General features: G+C 60.4%; 18 protein-coding genes and 1 pseudogene. 6 read left to right on the forward strand and 13 right to left on the reverse strand.

The features are described 5' to 3' along the window. Window positions 1-51 precede the first annotated feature (51 nt). From EGO55_RS11180 to purU, 4 genes and pseudogenes are all read right to left on the reverse strand, one after another. Window positions 52-813 (reverse strand): competence/damage-inducible protein A, encoded by a 762-nt coding sequence (locus tag EGO55_RS11180; RefSeq protein WP_021691561.1) that lies wholly within the window; start codon window positions 811-813, stop codon window positions 52-54. Window positions 814-824: 11 nt separating this feature from the next. Then, on the reverse strand, window positions 825-2,333 hold the full coding sequence (locus tag EGO55_RS11185) for a flavin-containing monooxygenase (protein ID WP_052023804.1): 1,509 nt from the start codon (window positions 2,331-2,333) through the stop codon (window positions 825-827). 47 nt (window positions 2,334-2,380) lie between these two features. Further along, window positions 2,381-2,677, reverse strand: coding sequence for a PilZ domain-containing protein (locus EGO55_RS11190; RefSeq protein ID WP_021691559.1), 297 nt, complete (start codon window positions 2,675-2,677; stop codon window positions 2,381-2,383). 79 nt (window positions 2,678-2,756) lie between these two features. Then, window positions 2,757-3,610 (reverse strand): annotated as a pseudogene (purU, locus tag EGO55_RS11195) (formyltetrahydrofolate deformylase). A gap of 187 nt (window positions 3,611-3,797) precedes the next feature. Between purU and EGO55_RS11200 the strand changes: the two are divergent. Further along, entirely contained in the window at window positions 3,798-4,787 is a 990-nt protein-coding gene (locus tag EGO55_RS11200) for an aldo/keto reductase (protein ID WP_021691557.1), read from the forward strand. 23 nt (window positions 4,788-4,810) lie between these two features. On the opposite strand, the gene EGO55_RS11205 is transcribed toward EGO55_RS11200, so the two are convergent. Then, complete coding sequence (locus EGO55_RS11205) at window positions 4,811-5,701, reverse strand: dienelactone hydrolase family protein (protein ID WP_021691556.1); 891 nt, start codon at window positions 5,699-5,701, stop codon at window positions 4,811-4,813. A 4,032-nt stretch (window positions 5,702-9,733) separates the two neighbouring features. On the opposite strand from EGO55_RS11205, the gene EGO55_RS21530 reads away from it, so the two are divergent. The 3 genes from EGO55_RS21530 to EGO55_RS11220 all read left to right on the forward strand — a co-directional run bounded on the left by EGO55_RS21530 (window position 9,734) and on the right by EGO55_RS11220 (window position 13,997). Beyond that, window positions 9,734-11,074: an autotransporter domain-containing protein gene (locus EGO55_RS21530; RefSeq protein WP_283234554.1), complete on the forward strand. Its 1,341-nt coding sequence runs from the start codon at window positions 9,734-9,736 to the stop codon at window positions 11,072-11,074. Window positions 11,075-11,243: 169 nt separating this feature from the next. Next, entirely contained in the window at window positions 11,244-13,382 is a 2,139-nt protein-coding gene (locus EGO55_RS11215; protein ID WP_021689988.1) for a tetratricopeptide repeat-containing sulfotransferase family protein, read from the forward strand. An 87-nt stretch (window positions 13,383-13,469) separates the two neighbouring features. After that, entirely contained in the window at window positions 13,470-13,997 is a 528-nt protein-coding gene (locus tag EGO55_RS11220) for a superoxide dismutase family protein (RefSeq protein ID WP_021689989.1), read from the forward strand. A 91-nt stretch (window positions 13,998-14,088) separates the two neighbouring features. Here EGO55_RS11220 and queC read toward each other — a convergent pair whose 3' ends face one another. The 6 genes from queC to EGO55_RS21390 all read right to left on the reverse strand — a co-directional run bounded on the left by queC (window position 14,089) and on the right by EGO55_RS21390 (window position 19,281). Then, window positions 14,089-14,784: a 7-cyano-7-deazaguanine synthase QueC gene (gene queC, locus EGO55_RS11225; RefSeq protein WP_021689990.1), complete on the reverse strand. Its 696-nt coding sequence runs from the start codon at window positions 14,782-14,784 to the stop codon at window positions 14,089-14,091. A gap of 48 nt (window positions 14,785-14,832) precedes the next feature. After that, window positions 14,833-15,246, reverse strand: coding sequence for a DUF3617 domain-containing protein (locus EGO55_RS11230; protein ID WP_021689991.1), 414 nt, complete (start codon window positions 15,244-15,246; stop codon window positions 14,833-14,835). Window positions 15,247-15,322: 76 nt separating this feature from the next. Continuing rightward, on the reverse strand, window positions 15,323-16,216 hold the full coding sequence (gene hslO / locus EGO55_RS11235; protein ID WP_021689992.1) for an Hsp33 family molecular chaperone HslO: 894 nt from the start codon (window positions 16,214-16,216) through the stop codon (window positions 15,323-15,325). A 48-nt stretch (window positions 16,217-16,264) separates the two neighbouring features. Further along, a complete protein-coding gene (gene argF, locus EGO55_RS11240) occupies window positions 16,265-17,191 on the reverse strand; it encodes an ornithine carbamoyltransferase (RefSeq protein ID WP_040715563.1) in 927 nt (308 codons plus the stop codon). Beyond that, window positions 17,191-18,381 carry an aspartate aminotransferase family protein gene (locus EGO55_RS11245; protein ID WP_021689994.1) on the reverse strand — a complete coding sequence of 397 codons (1,191 nt, stop codon included), beginning with the start codon at window positions 18,379-18,381 and terminating at the stop codon, window positions 17,191-17,193. The genes argF and EGO55_RS11245 overlap by 1 nt, the downstream gene beginning before the upstream one ends. Window positions 18,382-18,525: 144 nt before the next feature. Beyond that, a complete protein-coding gene (locus tag EGO55_RS21390) occupies window positions 18,526-19,281 on the reverse strand; it encodes a cold-shock protein (RefSeq protein ID WP_021689995.1) in 756 nt (251 codons plus the stop codon). 271 nt (window positions 19,282-19,552) lie between these two features. Here EGO55_RS21390 and EGO55_RS11255 point away from each other — a divergent pair, with 271 nt between their 5' ends. Further along, complete coding sequence (locus EGO55_RS11255) at window positions 19,553-20,356, forward strand: TerC family protein (protein ID WP_021689996.1); 804 nt, start codon at window positions 19,553-19,555, stop codon at window positions 20,354-20,356. Then, window positions 20,353-20,787: a protein tyrosine phosphatase family protein gene (locus EGO55_RS11260; protein WP_021689997.1), complete on the forward strand. Its 435-nt coding sequence runs from the start codon at window positions 20,353-20,355 to the stop codon at window positions 20,785-20,787. Before EGO55_RS11255 ends, EGO55_RS11260 begins: the two co-directional genes overlap by 4 nt. Here the strand turns inward: EGO55_RS11260 and EGO55_RS11265 are convergent. Further along, entirely contained in the window at window positions 20,784-21,242 is a 459-nt protein-coding gene (locus EGO55_RS11265; protein WP_021689998.1) for a DUF2793 domain-containing protein, read from the reverse strand. The genes EGO55_RS11260 and EGO55_RS11265 overlap by 4 nt on opposite strands. Before the next feature lie 10 nt (window positions 21,243-21,252). After that, on the reverse strand, window positions 21,253-23,403 hold the full coding sequence (locus EGO55_RS11270; RefSeq protein ID WP_021689999.1) for a phage tail protein: 2,151 nt from the start codon (window positions 23,401-23,403) through the stop codon (window positions 21,253-21,255).

Genomic DNA, 23,403 nt, shown 5'->3' on the forward strand with positions numbered 1-23,403 from the left:
GTTTTCTATGGGCTGGCCAATGCGGGTCATCGTCCTGGGATTTTGACGGGATCAGATGCCGCCGGGGGTAAAATCCCAGCCCAGTTCGCCAAGCCCTTCGCAAAGCGTGTCGACACAGCTCTGCAATACGTCCGGATCGGTGGATCGGATGACGAAATTCGCACCGGAACGCCCTTCGCGGAAGAAGGGGTAGCTGCCGATCTGGCACCCTTCGTGCGCCTGTTCCACGTCGCGCAGCAGGATCGCCACTTCGCTTTCGGGCACCCATGATCCGATCACTTCGGACAGCAGCGGCGCCCCACCTTCCAGTTCGCCGGTCAGCCCGTCGAGCATACCCGCAGTGATATGCGGGACACCCGCCATCAGGAACAGGTTGCCAAGCCGGATACCCGGTGCCCCGGTATAGCGATTGGGGATCAGATCGGAGCCCGCCGGAACGCGCGCCATGCGCAGGCGTCCTTCGTTCAGGCCGCCACGGGTTTCGTAGTAGTCTTCCAGCATGGCCCGGGCCTCGGGATGGATGATCACCTCGATACCCAGCGCAGCAGCCACGGCATCCACGGTGATATCGTCATGCGTCGGGCCGATCCCGCCCGTGGTGAAGAGATAGTCATGCTTCGCCCGCAGCGTGTTCACGGCTTCTGCAATCGCGTCCATGTCGTCCGCAATCACGCGGACTTCCGTCAGGCGGATGCCCTGAACCTGCAACCACGTGGCAATCTGCGCAATGTTCTTGTCGTGCGTGCGGCCGGAAAGGATTTCATCGCCGATGATGACGGCCGCCGCCGTCCAGATGCGCTGGGGGTCTGTCATGGGACCAAGCGTTAGGCGATTTCCCGCGCTTTCGCCACCACGCTTTCGAAATGGAGCACGCCATCGTCAATCGGGCGGGTGCGGTAATCGCGGAGGTCTTCCCGGTAATCCTGATTGAGCCGCCATGGCAGGGCTGTGGCGCTTTTCGGCATGAGCGGCAGGGCGCGCTGGATATAGCCGGATGAAAATTCGTACACGTTGTCTTCGGTGAGGTCGTGATCGTCGGGCAGGATCGGGCGGACTAGCGCGGCCTTTTTTGCCTGCATCGTGTTCAGCACATCGCAGATATAGCTGGCGGTCAAATCGGCGCGCAATGTCCAGGCGGCGTTGAGATAGCCGAACGCCACAGCCAGATTCGGCACGTTGGAAAACATGCAGGCGCGATAATAGAAGTGCTTGCGCCAGTTGACCTTGATGCCATCCAGCGTGACTTTGACCTGACCGCCCATGGCCAGCCGCAATCCCGTGGCGGTGACGATGATATCGGCATCCAGATGCCTGCCCGATTCCAGCACGATACCGGTCCTGTCGAACCGTTCGATCCGGTCGGTCACGACATCGGCCTGCCCCTTGCGGATCGCCGCGAACAAATCGCCGTCGGGGATCAGGCACAGGCGCTGTTCCCATGGGCCATAAGGCGGCAACCAGTCTTTCTCCGTATAATGGGTGCCCAGCGCCTTGCGTGTGGCACGCGTCAGGAAAGACGCGATCCGCGATGGGGTTCGGCGCGCGGTCTTGAACACGTATTCCTGAAACCGGATGTTCTTCCTGCGGTTCAGCCGATAGGCGATCCGGGCAGGGAACAGGGCCTGCAACAGGCGTGCAACACGATCACGGCGGGGCTGGGCGGCCATCCATGTGGGGGTGCGCTGGAGCATGGTCACATGCGCCGCGCTTTGCGCCATGGCCGGGATCATGGTCACTGCGGTCGCGCCCGAGCCGATGATGACGACGCGCTTGCCCGCATAATCGAGATCCTGCGGCCAGAATTGCGGATGAACGATTGTTCCGGTGAACGTGTCACGCCCGGCAAATGCGGGATCATGCGGGGCGTCATAGTCATAGTAGCCGGAGGCGAAGTAGACAAAGCGTGCGGTTGTTTCACGCGATCCGTCCGGGCCTTCGAGGACGACACGCCATTGCCCCTCGTCCGCCCGGAAATCAGCAGATACCACCCGTGTCGCCAGCCTGATGTTGGGGCGGATGTTATATTGGTCGACCACGCGATCGAGGTAGGCGAGTATCCGGTCTCCATCGGCGATGGCATCGCGGTCGGTCCACGGTTCGAAGCCAAAGCCGAGCGTGTACATATCGCTGTCCGAACGGATACCCGGATAGCGGAACAGGTCCCATGTGCCGCCCAGCTGTTCGCGCCGTTCCATGATGGCATAACGCATGCCGGGGCATTTCATGCCCAGATGGGCCGCCATCGATATGCCCGAAATCCCGGCACCCACGATCAGGACATCAAGATCGGGGCGGATGCCGGGATCGGATGAGGCAGGGTGGGCCGTGGACATCATGTCGCGCTAGGCCCGTTTCGCGGTTTGGCCAAGGGTGCAGGCATTCACTCTGGCTTGTGGAACTGCGCCGCCAGATGTTCGAGCACCGAAGGGTGCAGCGGGGTCACGAACTCCACACCCATTTCATCACGGTTCTTCCAGCGCACCACGGAATCGATCGGGCCGATTGTCTCGACCCGCAGGGAAATATGCGCGCCGATCGCCAGCCAGCTATGGTTCTGCCACATCCGGCAACCATAGCGCGACAGGTTGGATATTTTCACATCATGAACGCGACCGTTGCCGGAGCGATAACGCCCTTGCATCACTACCTGCAGACGGGGGTCGTATCTTTGATCCATCTGATGCCTTCGTTTGAAGGGTTATCATAGATATTCACGCGGAATTGTCACGACAGTGTCCATCGGTGGCTGAAAAATTTCAAGTTTTGAAAACGATGGTCTTGTGCCCGTCCATCAGAACGCGATCTTCAAGGTGATAGAGAACTGCTGCGGCCAGCACCCGCCGTTCGATGTCGCGCCCTTTACGGACCAGATCTTCGGGGTGTCGGCGTGGCTGATCGCTTCCACGTCCTGATGAATGATCGGGCCTTCATCGAGATCCGCGGTGACATAGTGCGCCGTGGCTCCGATCATCTTCACGCCGCGGGCATGGGCCTGATGATAAGGTTTGGCTCCCTTGAAGCCGGGCAGGAAGCTGTGATGAATATTGATGCAACGCCCGGAAAGGAATGCCGCCATATCGTCCGAGAGTATCTGCATATAGCGGGCCAAAACAACCAATTCAGCCCCGGTTTGCGCCACGATGGCCTTGATCTGCGCTTCCTGGTCCGCCTTGGTATCTTTGGTGATGGGAAGATAGTGGAACGGAATATCGCGCACTAACGGGGCGTTCAGCGCTTCGCGCGGGTGATTGCTGACAATGCCGACGATATCCATCGGCAGTTCACCGATACGATTGCGATAGAGCAGATCGACAAGGCAATGGTCGAACTTGCTGACCATCAGCAGCACCTTGCGCGGTTCACCGGTGTTGCGCAGCGTCCATTCCATCGCGAAGCGTTCGGGCACGCTGGCGAATTCCGCGCGGACCTCGGCAGCGGTTCTGTTCGGACAATCGAACACGATGCGCATGAAAAACATGCCGGTGTCGAGCGCGTTGAACTGCTGTGCCTCGCGAATGTTCGCCCCGATTTCAGCCAGCCGCGTGGTCACTGCGGCGACCAGCCCCACCCGGTCCTGGCACGACAGTGTCAACACATAGGCCTGCTGCATTGCTGAATTCTCCCTCATTGCACCACGAATGCGCCAGCGCTCTAGCGCGTGAATCCCGGGAAGTCGCCCCGCATTTGGGAAAACTGCCGGTAAACCTTGCCGCAGCGATGCATTGTGCTGTTGCAGGCCGACGCTGCACTGATATGCATCGGGTTGAAAAGGAACTTGGAAAAATGGTGGGAAGAGAATGAAGACGCGCAATCTCGCGAACAGACAGGTCAATCCGATGGGGCTGGGCTGCATGAGCCTGAGCTGGGCCTATGGTGAACCGCCGTCGCGTGATGAAGCGATCGCCTTGCTGCACCGTGCCATCGAATTGGGATACGATCATCTCGATACCGCGAATATCTATGGCGCGGGGGAAAGCGAGAAACTGATCGCCGAAGGGCTGAAAGACCGGCGGCGCGATTACTTCCTCGCATCCAAGACTGGTATTGTCGCCAACGGCATGGCGCGTTCCGTCGATTGCCACCCGGATTCGATCACGGCATCGATCGATGCCAGCCTGGCGCGTTTGCAGACCGATCATATCGATCTGCTCTATCTCCACCGTTTCGATCCGAAGGTGCCGATTGCGGATTCGGTCGGCGCACTGGTCCGCGCGATCGAGGCTGGCAAGATCGGGTCTTATGGCGTTTCGGAATGGAGCGCCGCCCAGATCCGCGAAGCGCACGCCGCGCACCCGATGGCGGCCGTGCAGACGGAATATTCGCTGTGGACGCGCAATGTCGAACGGGCAGTTCTGGAGGCCACGCGCGAACTGGGCATTGCATTTGTTGCATTCTCACCCGTGGGGCGGGGCGGCCTGTGCGGGGAAATGGGTGAGCCGGCGGATCTTCCCGAACGGGATTTTCGCCGTAACATGCCGCGTTTCATGGGCGAAAACTGGTTGGCCAACAGGCAGCTTGTGCACGAATTCGTGGCGCTGGCGGAAGGGGCGGGCGTAACCGCAGCACAACTCGCACTGGCGTGGGTTCTGTCGCGCGGTGATCATGTGCATGTCATTCCCGGCACGACCAGCCTGCGCCATCTCGAGGATAACATCCGGACCGGCGACTGCGATATCGGCGCCGATCTGCTGGCCCGCGCCGATGCGCTGATCAACGAGAAAACCATTATCGGCCATCGCTATCCCGATAGCATGAACGCGCTGGTCTATACCGAAGAGGCCGCCTGATCGCGCCTGGCTGATTTCGGCCGCTACAGCGCGGTTGCATAAGTCGCCAGCATTCTGGCCCAGGCCTTCTCTGCGGCGGCCTTGTCATAGCTGGGCGCATCGATCGTGCACCATCCGTGGTCGGCGGGATAGACCTCGATTTCCGCCGGCCGCCCTGCATCGTCGGTCACTTGCTTGAGGATGGTTTTTTCCTCGGGGGCCTTGGCATCGTCGTCCTTGCCGATGGCGAACAGATAGCGGGCCTGTGTCGCGGCGATCAGGGTGTGCGGGCTGTCGGCATCTTGGGTGACTAAGCGCGAACCGTGGAACGAACAGACCGCGCCGATACGCGTTGATGCCGCTGCCGCCGTACGCACCGCATAGGCCCCGCCCATGCAATATCCGCTGGTTCCGATGCGCCGTTCGATATCGACTGAATCCTGCCCGTCCAGCCAATCGGCATAAGTGCGCGCGTCCTGCGCGATCATCTTGCCGTCGATCTTGGCCAGCATGGGTTTGATCCGTGCCTGATGCTCGGGTTCGAACCACTGGGACAGGCTGGTCAGAACGGGCGCCTTGCTGTCGCGGTAATAGGCATTGGGCACCAGAACGGCGTATCCCGCCGTTGCCAGTCGGCGCGCCATCACCTTGTAGGCATCGCGCAGCCCGGCCACATCGGGCCACATGATGACAGCAGGATGTTTGCCGGTTGCCGGATGCACGAAAAATGCGTCAGCCTCGCCATCGGGGGTGGCAATGCTGACCATGCTTTCGGCCAGCCCCTCGTTTGCGGTTGCCCTTTCGTGCGGCGCGCAGGCCGCGATTGCAATGGCGGCGCCCACTGCGCTGAATTGCCGCCGGGTTATCCCGCGTTTGGCGAGAATGGCATCGAGCTGGGCCGCTGCATCCCGATCTGTTGCGTGATTGTCACACATCCTGACCTCCAGTCATCTCCTGTGCTGTGGAGAATACCCCCGGATACGCGTGCGTCCAGCCCCTGCAATGCGGCGCGCACCCATCGCGGTCGCAGGTGATTGCCGCATCGCGGTTCTCTGGATGCCCGAAAATTACGAGGGAATATCAATAACAAACAAGTTACTATCTGGTTGTTGTCCGGGTAATGGGTCGTTTTTGACCGATAATCATCATGATTATGGATGTAGAACGGACGCACAACATTTTGCATTGATTTGATCGTTCGTTGTTGACGAAATATTTATATAAAGCGAAAATAGTGAAGATAGAACATTTCTGTTTTTGGGATTTTTGGATATTTTTGGCCTAAAACAATGATTTGGGCCTAAAGTAATTAGGGGGCTATTCCAATGAATCGTAACATGCGTCGGTTTTTGACGGTCGGTGTTTCAGGTATTGCGCTGGGGGCCGTGCCTTTTGCGCCTGCCATCGCAACGACAGTGGGCGGGGATGTCATCACCGATGGCGATGTGGACTACGATAGCAACGCGGCCGCCGGCCAGTTGACCATCGAACTGTCCGCAATCGAAGATGTGGATGCGCTTGGCATTTATGCGCCGCCTGCCACTGGCACCGTTACGGTCGGTGACATTGCCTCGGGTCAGGTTGACATCAATGTCGCCGGGGCGGGGGATATCGCCCTGGTGGTGACCAATGCCGCAGACGGCATTTACTCGGTTCTGGCAGAAGCCACGACCGTGGCCACGATCGATGGCGCCTGGAACGAATTCGCGCTGGAACAGCGGGCGGATAGCAGTGGCAACGGCGATGCCACGGTTGATTTCACGAACGCAGGCGGAGTCTCGATTGCCGCTGATGCCGCCTATGCGGGGCCGGGAACGGTTCAGGCAGTGGTTGACGATGCACTGCTTCAGTCCGCCTATGCGGCAGGCGAAGGGAATGCATCGGTCATCCTTGGGAACACGGGCACGCTTGCCATCTCCTCGATCAGTACGATCACAGGTCCAGGTAGCAGCTTGTCGTATGCGCAGCTGAATGATGCCATCCATCAGGTCGTTGACGCCGATGAAGGCAGCGCAACGGCCCTCTTGTCGAATGGCGCAGCGGGCAGCACGGTTGATGCGGAAGCGACGATCAATCTCACCGCCCGGGCCAGTGCCACCGGCACGAGTTCGGCAGAAGTGCACGCATTTCTAAATAATAACGAAGGTTCCGATCTGGTTGGCGGCATTCGCCAAAACGTCGAAGCCAGCGATCCGGAAAATGAGGCCAAGGCCGAAATCGCGAACAACGGGGCACTTAACCTGCTGGTTGACGCTTCCGCCACGGCCAGCGCAGGCCCGGCTATCGCTTCAGCCGATCTTGGCGAAGGGATCAGCCAGGAAGCCGATGGCTTCAATGGGGCTGCTGCGGTTGCCAAATTGAACAATACCGGTTCGGTCACGCTGGGATCGACCGCCTTGGCGGATGCGAAGTCTGTCGATACTGACTATGCGGTTGCGAATGCCACGCTTGATGATGGTGTTTTCCAGGATGTGTCCGCTTTTGGTGGCGGCGATGCCACGGCTTCGTTCTCCAATGGTGGGTCGTTCAAGTTACTGTCGTCCGGCACGGCTACGGCTGCCGGGGCGGATACAGACGCTGAAGCCAGTGCGACACTCGCCGATGGCATTGAGCAGGAAGCTTTTGCCAATGAAGGTAACGCAACGGCCGAATTGGCCAATGCCGCAACGGGCGTTCTGACTTTCGAAGCCTTTGCCAAGGCCACCGGCCCGGTGGCGGCGGTCGACGCCTATCTCACGTCTGCGGTGTATCAGGATGCCGCGGCTTCCGACGGCGGAAACGTCGCGAAAGTGGTTCTGACGAATGATGGCGTGTTCAGCATTACGGGCAAAGTGGAAGCCGTGGGTGCAGATGCCCGGGCCGAAATTAATTCCGAAGATGCGATGCTGTTCCAGCATGCGCAGGGTAATGATGGCGCATCCGCCGATGTTCTTTTGGACAACAACAAGGACTTCACCATTCTTGCCTCGGCTGTTGCGGGAAGTGCCGCCGCTTTCCTCGCCTCTGCGGTGGTGGAGACTGAAGGCATTGCACAGAGTGGCAATGCGACTGGTGGCGGTGATACTTTGCTCACGATTGACAACAGTGGTGTGTTGTCCATTTCCGCTGTCGCGTCGAGCCAGGCGGTCGATGCCAAAGGGAATGCCAATATTGAAGGGACGTATCAATCAGCATACGCTGATGAAGGCTCGGGCACTGTAGTCTTTGCCAACGCCGGTAAGGTTTCCGTTCTGGCGGATACCGACGTCGTTGGAGGCAATACTGCCGAGGCTGCTGCTGCTGTACGAGGTGCCCAGCAGTATGTCGACGCTGCGGACGGGGCGTTCCTGACTTTCACGAACGCTTCCGGCAAGACATTTGACGTTTCGGCCGACGCTGTTGCGACGGCGAAAGATGCCAACGCCGACGCTGATGCATTGGGGGTGAGGCAGTCCACCTACAGCACGGGCGCAGTGTTCAAGGTCGGCAACGCCGGTACATTGAACGTGAAGGCCATTGCCGATGCAAACGGTACTGTGGCAGGCACGGCTCAGGCCAATGCTACAGGGGTGATTATTGAAGCACTTGATCAAGCGAATGTGCTGGATATCGTCAATTCCGGCACGCTGAACGTTCAGGCTTCCGCACAGGGTCTGGATGGTGCGCGGGCTTATGCAACGGGCCTTTTCATCGACGCGACCGCTGAGGGTTTTGTCGATATCAGCGGAACGATCAGCAATACTGGCACGATCAAGGTATTGGCGACAGGCGATGCCACCGGTGCCGGAACGGCCCAGGTCGGCAGCGCAGAAGCGATCGGGGTGCTGATTAGTGCCGATGTGAACAATCTGGCGCTGACCAATTCGGGTGTGATCCAGGCCGATGCTGTAACTGACGCGGGTGGTTACCAGAATGCAGTGGGTGTCTTGCTCGACGATGGCGCTGGCGATGATCAGTTTACGCTGACCAATGCTGCGGGTTCCATTATCGCGCGGCAGAGCACGGATCTCGGGGCGACCTATGTTTGGGGCACGGCAATCGATACCGATAACGCAAGCACGCCGGCGCTGATCAACCTCATGGGCGATGGTTCGACCTATTCGGGCGTCTATCCCAATGTCGCGCTGAAGGATCCGCAGTTCGGGTACGTTTACGGCAATATCGAAATCAAGGATGGCGATGCGATTGTCGTTTCGAAGGGGGAAACCTGGTTCGATGGCGCGATCAATACCGTTACGAACCGGGGCGACAACGAAGAACCACTTCCCGGAGAACTCGAACCCGCCGTTATCGATCTTGGCACGCCGGACGGTTCGTTCACGATCAAGTCCGATGGCCTGTTCTTCATGCTGGATGACCGGTACAACTTCGTAACCGCGAAGGATTATGCCGGGCCGTCGAAGGTCAATGTCGATAGCTTCACGATCGAGGGCAAGGGCGTCTTGGCCTTGCATCTGCCGGGAACTTCACCGGCTGCGGTTGTCCTGGGTGACTATCCGCAGGTCTTCGCCAACACGGTCAACCTTGATCCCGATGGCAAAGGCAATGAAGCAATCCTCGAAGTGCGTCAGGCTTCGGCCAATGGCCTCTATTCGAACGCCTACCATTACGAAGATGTCGTCGTATCCCTGACGGGTGAGGAAGGTCTGACCGGCAAGTTCGCCCAGGTCCGTACCCAATCCGTGCTGCTGGGCGCGAAGGACGATTATTCCGACAATGACGGGACGATCGATCTGGATGTCACGCGCATTGGCTTTGGCGATGTGGCGGGCCTGAATATCAACCAGACTGCGGTTGGTGATGGCATCGAAGGCACGTATGCCCCGACACTGACCGGGCCTTATGCCGGGATGCTGTCCTCGCTGTTCACGATTGCGGACCCTGCCGAATACGCGCTCGCGCTCGATCAGCTTTCCGCCGATCTCTACGCCGGTTACCTGCGGTCTTCCACCATGGCGGGCGCCCGCTTCAACGGGCTGATCTATGACATGGCGGAATGCGGCAAGGGCTCGATCACCAACGAGCTGTGCCGTACGGAGAATGGTGGCCCCCGCATCTGGCTGACGGGCAACTATGGCCGGGTGGATACCGATGGCGATGTGGAAGCGAGCGGTTTCACCGCGGAACAATACTACATCGCAGCCGGTGTCGACTTCGCGGTGAGCCCGAACTTCGTGCTCGGCGTGGCTGGTGCCTACCTCGAAAACAACATGGATTTCGATCTGTACGATGGACGGATCGATTCCAGCGGTTGGCAGGGTGGCATTTACGCCAACTACGATGCGGGCAAGTTCTATGTGAAGGGTGCGATCAGCTACTCTGATCTGGACGGCGACTCCAGCCGTACCGTTGGTTTCGGGCAAACCCCGGGCTTCAACGGTGGCAAGCCGTTTGGTGGGGCGATTACGGGTGATCCGGACGTGAATGTCTGGGCTGCCGGTGCCGAAGCCGGTGTGCGTTTCGCACTGAGCGAGAACGCTACTCTCACACCCTATGCCTCGCTTGACTATGCCCATGCCAAGCTCAAGCGCTTCACCGAAGCGGGCCTGCCGGGTGCGAACCTGACAATTGCTGGCAGCGACGAATTCTTCGCTGGCGAACTGGGGATCGAACTGCAGGCGCAAATGGGCAATATCGCGCCTTATATCCGCGGTGGATGGCAGCATAACTTCGGCAATGACACGGCGCATTTCCATGCCGCGTTTGCCGATGCACCGGCGGGCACGGATTTCCGCGTCATCTCGGAAGACTTCTCATCTGATGCAGGGGTTGTGGAAGTGGGTCTGGCTGCACAGTTCAGCCCGAACTTTAATGCGCACCTCGGCTATCAGGGCCGCTTCTCGAGCGATGTGGAAGAGCATAGCGGCGGTCTGACGCTGAGCTACCTCTTCGGTGGTGCAGAACCGGCAGCCCCGCCGCCGCCTCCCCCGCCGCCGCCGCCGCCGCCGCCGCCGCCTCCCCCGCCGCCGCAGGTGGTGTGCAACAAGGGCCCGTACATCGTGTTCTTCGACTGGGATAAGTCGGATATCACGGCGGAAGCGTCGACCATCCTCGACAGTGCGGTAACGGCTTATGGCAACTGCGATGTGGTGCCGATCATGCTGGCCGGTTACACCGACCGTTCGGGTTCAACGCAGTATAACGATGGCCTCTCGGCCCGCCGCAACACCTCGGTGCGCGGTTACCTGACGTCGAAGGGTATTCCGGACGAGCGGATCACCAGCCAGGCGTTCGGTGAAGCCAACCCGCGTGTTCCCACTGCCGACGGCGTGCGCGAACTGCAGAACCGCCGGGTGGAAATCACTTACGGTCCGGGTTCGGGCAACTAAGCCAGATCTCGACGTAAGGCACAGACAGAGGGCCGGGAGAGAAATCTCCCGGCCTTTTGGTTTTGGTGGCAGAAATGCGAGATGCACACCGCAAATGTGTGGTGGACGCTTGACCTCTGTTGCGAATTATTGTCCGCCATGGTCACCCTACGAAGGTTGGAATTTGGTGATGCAGCAGACTGTTGACGACGCTCTCGATGAAATCATTGCAGCCATCCAGAATGGCAGCAGGCGGGTAACCGAAAAGGAAGCCCTTGCAATTGCCGGTAAACTCTACAGCCGCCATCGTTACGGACAGGCGGTGAATGTTTGCGCGCAAATGCTCAAGCAGAAACCAAATCTGGCGGATGCGCAGAGCATTCTCGGTGTTTCGCTTGCCGCACTGGGCAAGCGCAAGGAAGGTATCGACGCGCTGAGGCAGGCGGTCAAATTGAGTGAAGGGACCGCCGCATTTCATTCCAACCTCGGCGAGATATATCGCCAGGACGGCAATCATGCCGATGCGGTCCTCGCGTTGAACCGTGCGTTGCAACTCGATCCGAATAATCCGCAGGCGCATAACAATCTGGGCATTATCCGTTTCGAAAGCGGCGCATACGATCAGGCTGTCGAAGCCTATCGCAAGGCAATTGCGTTGCAGCCCACCTTCCCGGAAGCATACAACAACCTCGGTAATGCTCTGCGCAAGCTCGGTGAACTGGACGAGGCTAGTGCTGCCTATCATCAGGCGCTTGGCTTTCGCGAAGTGTACCCTGAGGCCTATAATAATCTCGGCACCTTGCTGCGCGAACAGCACAAACCCGAACAGGCGGAACATGCCATTCGCAAGGCGATCGCGCAGAACCCGCGCTATGTTGAAGCGCATAACAATCTGGCCGCGATCTATTTTGCGGAAGATCGGGATGTTGACGCTTTGCGCCAGTTGTCTGAAGCGCTCAAAGTGGACGCACGCAATGCGCGCAGCCTGCTGCTGACCGCACGGATACAGAGCCGCCGCCAGACCTATGCGCTGGCGGAACAGGCCTGCCGCAGCGTTCTGGCAGCCGAACCCAACAATGCGGAGGCTTTGACGGTTCTGGGCAGCATCAAGCATGAGCTTGATCAGTTCGATGAGGCTCTCGATCTCCTGAGTCAGGCGGTCGCGATTGAGCCGCCATCACCTGAAGCCTTTTATTTTTCCGGCGTGTGTCTGAAATCGGTCGGCCGTCTGGATGAGGCGAAGGCGCATCTTCTCAAGAGCCTGGAACTCAATGGTTCGATGTACGGGGCCTATGCCAATCTGAACGATCTTGTGGACTTTTCGAAAGAGAAGGCGCTGTTCAAGAAGATCGGGCAGATTATCGATGAGGTTGACGACCCGCGCACGCCCAGTCTGCTGCCGCTGCACTTTGCCTATGGCAAGGCGCTCGAGGATAACAAGCAGTATGAAAAGGCGCTGAGCCACTACATCATTGGCGGGCAGATGAAGCGCACGCAGCTGAACTATGCGGAGGACGAGATCTTCAAGTTCTTCGCGGATATCAAGGCTGCGTTTCCCGCCGAAATTTTCAAGGATCGCCCGTTTCAGGGCATTTCCGATGCACGGCCGCTGTTCATTGTCGGAATGCCGCGATCCGGTTCGACGCTCGTCGAACAGATCGTCTCGAGCCACAAGGATGTCTATGGCGCGGGCGAAGTAAAATATTTCGCGCAGGCGCTGCATCGCTTGCGTGATCGTTTCCCGGCCCTGTCGCGTTTCCCTGCCATGGTTGAGGAAATGGGCCAGAAGCAGTTCGAAATCATTGCAAATGGCTATCTGGAAGCGCTCACCCGCCCGGCTGGCGATGCCAAACGCGTAACGGACAAGTTGCTGACCAACTACTTCTTCGTGGGGATTCTGCATCTGCTGTTCCCCAATGCGAAGTTTATCAATACCCGCCGCAACCCGGTGGACACATGCCTTTCGGGCTTCACCAAACTGTTCAAGGACGACATGCCGCACAGCTACGATCTGGGTGAACTGGGCCGTTACTACCGCCAGTATGACGCCCTGATGCAGCATTGGGAAAATGTCCTGCCTGCAGGTACGCTCAAGGTCGTCGAGTATGAGCAGGTCGTGGCCGATACCGAAACCAGCGCGCGCGAACTGATCGACTTCATCGGGCTGGATTGGGATGATGCCTGTCTGGCATTCCACAAATCCAAGCGTCCGGTGAAGACGGCCAGCGTGGCACAGGTACGCAAGCCGATTTACAAGTCGTCGGTCGAACGCTGGAAGAAATATGGATCGGCACTGCAGCCGCTGATCGACGCTATCGAGGGTAAGTGACGGTTCGCAGCATCGCAAAATAGATGGGGCCGGAGCAATCCAGCCCCTTTTGCGTTATCACGAGATGGCAGTGAAGGAGTTTAAGGAATGATGCGCAAGGCGTTCGTTGTGGCCGCACCCCTGGCCTTGATGGCATGCACCACCGTTGCCGAGGCACCGAAGGATGCGGAGCTTGGTTCGGCGGCGATCTCGCTTGCGGATGGTTCCGCAGCGGGTACGGCCAGCCTGATTGAAAGCGGTAATCACCTGTCGCTGGTGATCAAGGTGGCCGGTATTTCGGCCGGGCCGCATGGTGTGCACCTGCATACGGCCGGCCTGTGCGATGCCCCGCAATTCACCACTGCGGGCGGGCACCTCAACCCCGGGGCAAAACAGCACGGCGCAGATAATCCGATGGGCAGCCATCTTGGCGACTTGCCCAATATCGCAGTCGGCGCGGATGGCACGGGCAGCCTGACCTATTCGTTGCATGGAGACCGTGCCGCAATTCTGGCCGACATCTTCGATAGCGATGGCACGGCAATTGTCGTGCATGCCGGGCCGGACGACTACAAGACGGACCCTGCTGGCAACAGCGGCGGCCGCATTGCCTGCGGGGTATTTAAACGCGGCTAGTGCGGTGGATTTGATATGCGCATCATTAATCCGCTAGGTGCGGCGCGAATTTCAAATCCATCAACCGCACGAGGGATCGTTCGATCGGGGATCATGCAGCGTAGGGCGTAGGATCCTCGATACCCGCATCGTGAAAACCGGCACGGCGCAGGCGACAACTGTCGCACGTACCGCAGGCAAGGCCATCGGGCTGTGGGTCGTAACATGACCAGCTCCGCCCGGGGTCCAGCCCCAGTCGCGCCGCTTCCCGTGCGATGTCGGCCTTGCCTAGGAATTGCAGGGGGGCGTGGATAGTGAATGGCGCGCCTTCCGCCCCGGTTTTTGTCGCAAGACGCGCAGTTTCAGCAAAGCTCGCGATGAATTCAGGGCGGCAATCGGGATAGCCCGAATAATCGAGCGCGTTGACCCCGATGAAAATATCGTGCGCGCCCAAAGCTTCCGCCCAGGCCAGCGTCAACGAAAGAAAAACGAGGTTGCGTGCGGGAACATAAGTGATCGGGATATCCGGGCCGACGCCATCCTTTGGCACCGCGATGGACAGATCGGTCAGCGCGGAGCCACCGAACAGGCTGAGATCGAGCGGCAGGGTGACATGTCGTTCGACCCCCAGCATCGCGGCAACATCGCGCGCCGCGTCCAGTTCGCGCCGGTGGCGCTGGTTGTAATCGATCGTCAGGGCGTTGACACTATACCCCTGTTCCTGTGCAAGCGCGGCAGAAACCATGGAGTCCAGTCCACCGGACAGCAGGACAACGGCCCGCTTCTGCGGGGTATCGGGCGTGATCATGTGTTACCCGCTACCGGGCGGGATGCAGCCTTTCAAGCACGATCGTGGTCAGCATTTGCCAAGCCGCCGCGCTTCTGCCGAAAACTGGAAAGGGCTTCCGTCCAGTATGCCCTGACTTTCGATCTGGGCAATCTGCGGCGTTTCCAGCCGAATCTGGGTTCGGCCCGAGCCATGGCCACGGCAGGTGTAATGCACAGTCGCACGATTGGCTGTGTCTTCCACGATGTAACGGCTGCAACCTCCCTGGGGATGCCGCAACTGGATAAGGTCCCGTCCATCGCGAATGCAGACCCGCTGACGCGAACCGTCAGGGCGATACCGGATTTCCCAGCTGCCCGGGGTCATCTTGTTGAGGGCTTCGAGGCTGTTATCCTGTGCTTGCGAGGCGGCATAGGGGGCGCCAACAGCCGCCATCGCCAGCAGCGAGATCAGTCCAGTGCGGAACGTCACAGTGTTCTGCATGCGGAAATTCTCCGGCATCAATGCACAAGCACGCCTTTTGGCGCGACGAAGCGACTTGTACAAGCGGCGAGCTGACTTAATCCTGAATAGGGAACACGCGTGAACAGAACGCGCAGTCCACCAGGATGATCCCGTCATCATTACGCATTGTGGCGCGTTCCTCCGATGGAAAACGGGCAAGCACTGTCTCGAAATGTTGCATGGTGCACCGGCAACCGCGGCTGAGCGTATCACCCGGGGTTATGAGAATCCTGTTTTCCTCGTGGAACAGCCGCCAAAGGAGCGCCTCCAGAGACAGGTCGCGATTCAGCAGTTCATCGGTGCGGATCGTATCGGTGATGATGGCCACATGTTCCCATTCGGGATGGTCCATCCTCACGTGCAGGCGTTCGCGGCCTTCCTCGCCTTCGGGGACATGCTGTACCAGAATGCCCGATGCCACAGGCTTTGCACCCGACCCATCCACACTGATCCGGATGAGCGTGGGGACCTGTTCCGATTGCCCGAAGTAGTTTTCGAATGCGGCAGTGATCGAATTGCCTTCGAGGGGGACGATACCCTGATACCGTTGATCGGTGGTGGCCAGATCGAACGTCACCGCAAGAAAGCCGGTGCCGAACAGCGTCTTCAGGGAAATTTCGTCTTCCAGTGCCGCCAGCCGTGCTTCGTCGAACTGGACGTATCCTCGCAGTTCACCGCCGCGATAGTCGCAGGCAAGCAGTTCCACGATGCCATCGCTGGACTGGGCCTGAATGGTGAGCTGGCTGCCGTCATCCTTGAGCAAACTGCCGCTGAGCGCGGTCAAAGTGAGCGTTTCAGCCAGTAGGTCGCGGATGGGAGGGGGATAGTCGTGCGCGGAAAGAATCGTTTCCAGCACGGCATCAAGCCGCACAAGGCGACCGCGCGCATGGCGTTCGGGCAGGGTGAAAGCGAGCAGTTTGTCGCTGAACGTTTCGTCTTGGTCGATCATCAGGCGATCATATGGTGGTATTGGCGCGGAAAGGAAGGTCGCCCTCGCTCAGATCGCGCCAAAACACCACAGAAGCACGGATTTCTGCCCGTGAATGCGGTTCTCCGCTTCATCGAACACGACTGAGGCAGGGCTTTCAAACACACTTTCGGAAACTTCTTCGCCGATGTGGGCGGGCAAACAGTGCAGGAAGATGGCGCCGGGCTTGGCCTGGGCCATCAGGGCATCGTTCACCTGAAACGGCATCATTGCGGCAATTTTCTGGTCGGCATGGGCTTGGCCCATGGATACCCAGGTATCGGTGACGACAACGTCCGCACCTGCCGCCGCAACGGCGGGGTCGTTGGTCAGCGTCACTGTGGCCCCGTTATCGCGTGCGAAAGCGACAAATGCCGGGTCCGGCTCGTACCCGGTGGGGGTGCCAACGCGGACATTGAATTTCATCAGGCCCGCAGCTTCGAGAATCGAGTGGAGCACGTTGTTACCATCGCCCAGCCACGCCACTTCGAGCCCGGGCAGGGGCTTGCCGTTCTCGACGATCGTCAGAAGGTCGGCAACGATCTGGCAGGGATGGGAACGATCGGTCAGGCCGTTGATGACGGGGACTGTGGCGTGCCGCGCCATTTCCTCGATCTTGGCGTGATCGTCGGTGCGGATCATGATTGCATCGGCCATGCGCGACAGCACGCGCGCGGTATCCGCGATCGATTCCCCGCGGCCCAGTTGCATCGAGCCCGATTCCATCACGATCGCGCTGCCGCCCAACTGCCGCATCGCCATGTCGAAGCTGACGCGGGTGCGCGTGGAATTCTTTTCGAAGATCATCGCCAGAACCCGTCCGGCCAAGGGGGCATCGCTGTCCGCCGCGCCTTTGGGTTTGCCGGCACGGCCTTCCTTGCGGTCGATCGCGTCGTTGATCATCGCGGCCAGCGCATCGCCGCCCGCGTCATTGAGATCGAGAAAATGCCGGGTCATCATGCATTCTCCGGGGGGGTAAAGCTGGCGGCGCCTGCCGACAGACGTTCGAAGAATTCGTCGATTTCCGCATCGCCGATCACCAGCGGCGGGACGAGGCGCAGCGTATTGTCGCCAGCGGAAACGGTCAGCAGTCCGTGATTGTCACGCAGGTGCGTGACGAACGGGCGGCTTTCGATCTTCATTTTCAGACCGAGCATCAGACCATGGCCGCGAACCTGTTCGAACAGGTCGGGATAGTTGCCGATGAACTGGGCAAGGCCAGCCTTGATCCGTTCCCCTTTTTCCACCACGCTGGCGAGGAACACATCGTTGGCGACAGCGTCCAGCACGGCATTACCGGCGGCCATGGCGAGCGGGTTGCCGCCATAGGTCGATCCGTGGGTGCCAAAGACCATGCCACGTGCGGCCTTTTCCGTCGCAAGGCAGGCGCCAAGCGGGAAACCGCCGCCGAGGCCCTTGGCGGTGGCGAGGATATCGGGTTCGATGCCATAGAGTTCGTAGGCATAGAACCGGCCAGTGCGCGCGACACCGGTCTGGACTTCATCCAGCACCAGCATCAGATCGTGTTCGTCCGCCAGCGCGCGCAGACCCTGCATGAAGGCATCCGAAGCGACGCGGATGCCGCCTTCGCCCTGGATCGGCTCCACCAGAAAACCGGCGGTATGCGGACCGATCGCCGCCTTGACCGCATCCAGATCATCGAAATCGACGTATTTGAAGCCGGGGAGCAGGGGCATGAAGCCCTTGTGCATCTTTTCCTGGTTGGACGCGGAGATCGTGCCCATCGTCCGCCCGTGGAAGGCGTTGTTGAACGTGATCAGTTCGTACCGTTCTTCATTGCCGGCGTGCTGGTGATAGGCGCGTGCGGTCTTGATCGCGCATTCCACCGCTTCCGCACCCGAATTGGTGAAGAAGGCTGTGTCGGCAAAGGTCAGATCGACCAGCCGTTGCGCCAGTTTTTCCCCCTGCGGGCTGCCGTACAGGTTGGATACGTGCATCAGCGTGGCGGCCTGATCCTGAATCGCGGAAATCAGACCGGCATGGGAATGACCAAGGATGTTCACGGCAATACCCGCCGCGAAATCGAGGAATCGGCGGCCATCTTCGCTGATCAGATGACAGTGTTCACCACGCACCGGACGGACATCGCACCGGGGGTATACAGGCATCAGCGGGTCGATCGCCATCGATCGGTAACTCCCAAGAAAATTGCGGCGAAGAAGGATGCGCCGCGCCAGAAAGAGAAAGGCGGCCCCGTGAAGGGCCGCCACATAGTTTCATGTATGACTCTATGGGCCGCCGGTCAAATATTCCGACCGTGGCCCCGGAGTTCAGCTGTTCAGCGGTACCAGGTTCACGGCCGAATGTTTGCCGCGTCGATCGACTTCGAGATCGAACTCGAGTCGGTCGCCTTCGTTGATTTCACGAAGACCCGAACGTTCCACCGCGCTGATATGGACGAATGCATCAGGCTGGCCATCATCACGTGTGATAAAGCCGAAGCCCTTCATTGCGTTGAAGAACTTGACCGTACCGGTGGCCTTCTCGCCCGTCAGTTCGCGCTGCGGCGTTGCCGCTTTCTGTTCGACGGGGATGATATCGCCCACGACCTGAAGATCGGCTGCCGAAATCTTCCCGCCGCGATCGACGAGATTGAATTCGAGCGTCTGCCCTTCGGCAAGGCCTTCCAGCCCGGCGCGTTCGACCGCGCTGATGTGAACGAACACATCTTCGCCACCGTCTTCACGCTGGATGAAGCCGAAGCCCTTGTTCGAATTGAAGAACTTGACCGCACCACGGCCCGTTCCCACGACTTGCGCAGGCATTCCGCGGGGGGCACCGCCACCGCCGCCACCGCCGCGCGGGCCGCCACCGCCGAAACGGTCACCGCCGCCGCCGCCGAAACGGTCGCCGCCGCCACCGAAACGGTCACCGCCGCCACCGCCGAAACGATCACGACCGCCACCGCCGAAACGATCACCGCCACCAAAATTGTCGCCGCCTCCCATGAAGGGGTCGAAGCCCTCTTCACCAAAACCGTCACGCTTGTCACGTCCCCGGCCGCGACGTCCTCTATCAAAACCCATAAAGCTCAACGTACCTTCGTTTCGCCCATAATCACCATCCGGCCACGCGGACGAATCGCGCCGGAACGTGAAAGAAGGCCGCCAAAACGCGGCCAACCCCACAACGTATGGGGGAACACATAACGCAGAATCTCCATATGCGCGAATGAATTCCAAGGTCGATCTGTTGCATCTTCACAACATCAAGCCCCAATTCTGAAAAAAAATGCGGAATCGGTGGGTAAATGCCGGGTCCCTTGCCTGTACGTTCAGCGTCCGGCAAAGAGAAAGTATGGAGATACTGGCCCTTTTATCGGATCCCGCTGCCTGGTTGGCGCTTGTCACCCTCGTGATACTCGAGGTCGTGCTCGGCATCGACAATCTCGTTTTTATCGCGATTCTCTCAAACAAGTTGCCCGTGCATCAGCAGGCCAAAGCCCGCCGGATCGGGCTGACGCTCGCGCTGGTGATGCGAATCGGTCTGCTGTTGCTGATCGGCTGGATCGTGACCTTGCAAACGCCCTTGTTTGATCTGGGTATTCAGGGCGGAACCGATGCGCATGGCAATGTGGCATTCGAAACCGCGTTTTCCGGCCGCGATCTGATCCTGCTGGCAGGCGGATTGTTCCTGTTGTGGAAAGCGACCAAGGAAATTCACCACAATATCGATCCCGAACCTGCCAGTGGCGTGTTGCTGGACAAGAAGGGCGCTGTGCAGATGAGTTTCGCGGCGGCGATCGCCCAGATCATTGCGCTCGATCTTGTCTTCTCGATCGATTCCATTCTCACAGCGGTGGGTATGACCGATCACGTGCCGATCATGGTCACCGCCGTGGTTATCACTGTGGGCATCATGCTGGTCGCGGCTGATCCCCTGTCGCGCTTTATCGAGAAGAACCCGACATTGGTGATGCTGGCATTGGCATTCCTCGTCATGATCGGGCTTGTCCTGATTGCCGACGGTTTCGGCTTCCACGTGCCCAAGGGCTATGTGTATGCGGCGATGGGCTTCTCGGTATTGGTCGAAGTGCTCAACATGATTGGACGCAACCGGCGCGCGCGTTTGGCCGCCCGGCAGGAGGCAACATCGGAATGAACGACTTTCGCAAGCTCGAGGACGGTATCTTTGCAAGCCCGCAAATCGATCTCGACGATATCGCGCAAGCGCAAAATCTCGGGGTTACGCTGGTGATCAACAACCGGCCCGAAGGGGAATCGCCCGATCAGATACCGGGTACCGATATCGAGGCGGCGGCCCGCGCGGCCGGGATGGATTACGTCTATATCCCCGTCACCCATGCCGGTTTCAGCGAAGGGCAGGTCAAGGCCATGGTCGATGCGCTTGCCGGTGCGGCGGGGCCGGTACTGGCCTATTGCCGGTCGGGCACCCGCTCCACTTTGCTCTGGTCGCTGGCAGAAGCGAGCCAGGGCCGCAATGTGGACGAGATCGCGGCTGCGGCGGCTTGCGGCGGTTACGATGTCGCGCCGATACGGCAATTGATGGAAATGCTCGCCAGCCGCGGTTAAACGGGCGGCAGGATTCCGGCCTGAGTCAATGCCAGCAGGATAGCGTCAATCGCGGTGCGGGCCTCGCTGTCTATCGTGGTGCCGCCCGCAGGCGATGCAATCGCGGCGGCGATCTGCCAGCCATCGGCATAACGCCAGTCCTGCCCATCGGCGCGGTTGAAGGCGCGCATGCCATCCCGGGGGGTGACGAACAGCCATGCCCCGGCTTGCCGGCAGGCTATCATGCCGTCTTGTCCGGCCCAGTCCCCGGTCGCCGGGGCAAGCACCAGCCAGCAATCGCCGTCATCCGGGGCCAGCGGCGCGGCACTCGCCTGCCCTTCGATCGCAAGATGCAGCAAGGCATCGGTCAGGGCGTGGGCTTCGTTCACGAAGAATTCTTTCTGCGCCTGCCCGGTGAACAGCAGGGGCAGGTGAAAGCGTGGGCTGGCGGAGGTGAAGCTGATCGGTTCGGGCATGGGGTGGTCCTCAGGCAAGTGTGATGAGAAGCAGCGGGTCGGATTGGGCGAAGCGACCAAGCTGGCGAACCCAGATCGGCTGGCCGGCGTGGTCGGTTGCCAGTGCGGCGGCGATGGGGGCATCCAGGGTCAATGCGGGCGTGCCGGTTTCCCAGCGCAGGATCGGCGTGTCGACCGGACCCAGCCCGACGATATAGGTTTCGCTTTCTTCGTTGAGCGGCACGTCGACGTGATCGGCCCATGCCACTGCGCCGCGCGCGCGGCGGGTCCAGCGCAGCAGCATCGTTCCGTCCGCTGCGATGCTGATATGGGGATGCACCGGTGTGAGCGGTTTTTGCGTCAGGCCCCGGTTGGCGACGGGGGCAAGGATCGGTGCGCTGTCGGCAAGGCCGAGGGCGGCGATCTGGGATACGTCGGACAATCCGGCGGAGGCCGGATCAAGCGGGGTCAGGCGATGGTCGATCAGCATGACGCGGCTGCCGCTGGTTTGGCCGTGTCGGGCCGCCGCTTCCGTGCCGCCGCGCCCGCGCAGCAGGCCATCCAGCCGCCATTCGCGATTGCCCAATGCACTGGCCCGGACGAATTGCAGCAGTTCCCCGCCAATCAACAGGGTATTCGCCCCGGCAGCAAGGCTTTCCGCTGTGGCAGAGGAAAGCGCGAAATCGCTGGCCAGCAGGCGCACAGTCACACTGGCGGTGCGATCCAGCACATGCGCCGTCGATGATGGCAGCGCGGTCAGGTTTTCCCCCAGCACCGCCCGGCGGTTGCCAGTGCCGAGCGGGATCAGCGCGCTGTCCTGCACGGCGAACAGTTGTGCGCCGCGCCAGCCAGTCGAGGCGGAGGAGGGCGCGGCATAAAGACGCGGGGCATGGCTGGTGCCGCTGCCATCCCAGGGCAATTCGCAGGCGGCGAGATCGGTGGTGCCCAGAGGCAAATCCGGCGGCACCAGTGCGCGTCCGGGATCGGCGGCCTGCGCGCGCGCCGGGCCATAGGGCAGGCGCGCCAGTTCCAGTTCGACCCCGTGATCGCGCCATTCCCATCCCGTGATCCGCCACAACCCGGCATGGCCGGGCGCGTGGACCACAGTGCCGGGTCCAAGCATGGGATCGAGTTCGACCGCGCGCCATGACATGGTTTCGCGTATCCAGCCCGCGCGGGTGGCGGCATGGTTGATGCGCAGCCGCGCCTCTGCGGCGTCCAGCGCGCCGGGGAATTCCAGCGTGTGTTCCCGCCCCGGTCGGGCACGCCCATCGGCGCGTTGCATCCCGGTCAGGTAATCGCGCTCCCGATCGAAATAGCGCAAGGCGATGGGGAGACCCTGTTCGCCCGTGCGCCTTTGGCGCATCACGCCATCGCACTGGCCATACCCGCCTTCTTCCGCTGTGATCGCTGCAGGGGGCAATTCCGGCGCGGTATCGGGCTGTGCATCGGCATCCATGATGCGCAAGGATTGGCCGGCGGTATCGCAGGCCAGCGGGTAAAGGCTGTCGATCGTTGCCGCCAGATCGCCCAGCGCGCCGCCTTCGTGGCTGAACCCGGCCAGCCCGGGCAGAGGGCGGGTAATGTGATCGGTGGCGATGGCCCCTTGGAGCAGGGTGGCAAGGGTCAGCGGCCCCGTGTCCGCGAAGACTTCGAAGTTCAGCGTGGGGATGCGGTTGCCATAGGGGGACAGGTCGAGATCCTCGAACACCACATGGGCCGTGCCGCGAAACGCGGGGCAATAGCTGCCTTCCGCGCTGGCGATCAGCGGGTCCGGTGCGTGATCGCCATGGCCGGAATAGAACCGCATCTGTCCGCCGGTCTTGAGATCGCCCTCCGCCCCGCGCAACAGGGTGCCATCGGCCCAGATGCGCCCGATGCCGACAAGCGGGCGGCTGGACAGGGCGATCGCCATGGAAATGCTGTAACTGTAGGTCGTGACCGTGGGGCTGCCTTTGCCGCCGCCTTGCGTATTGCTGTGTTCGACCATGTCCGTCGCCCAGATCAGCGTGCCGGGCACACGCATCGCGCCGAAATGACGGGGGATCGCGGTGCCATAACTGGAGGTGGTGAGTTTCAGATCGGTCAGGCGCGGGCCTTGCCTGCCGGGGCCGCCGAACAGACCGGCATCGATTTCCCGGCCGACAAGCCCGCCGATCGCGGTGAAAACAAGAGTAGCCAT

Source organism: Caenibius tardaugens NBRC 16725, from assembly GCF_003860345.1.
Taxonomy (GTDB): Bacteria; Pseudomonadota; Alphaproteobacteria; order Sphingomonadales; family Sphingomonadaceae; genus Caenibius; species Caenibius tardaugens.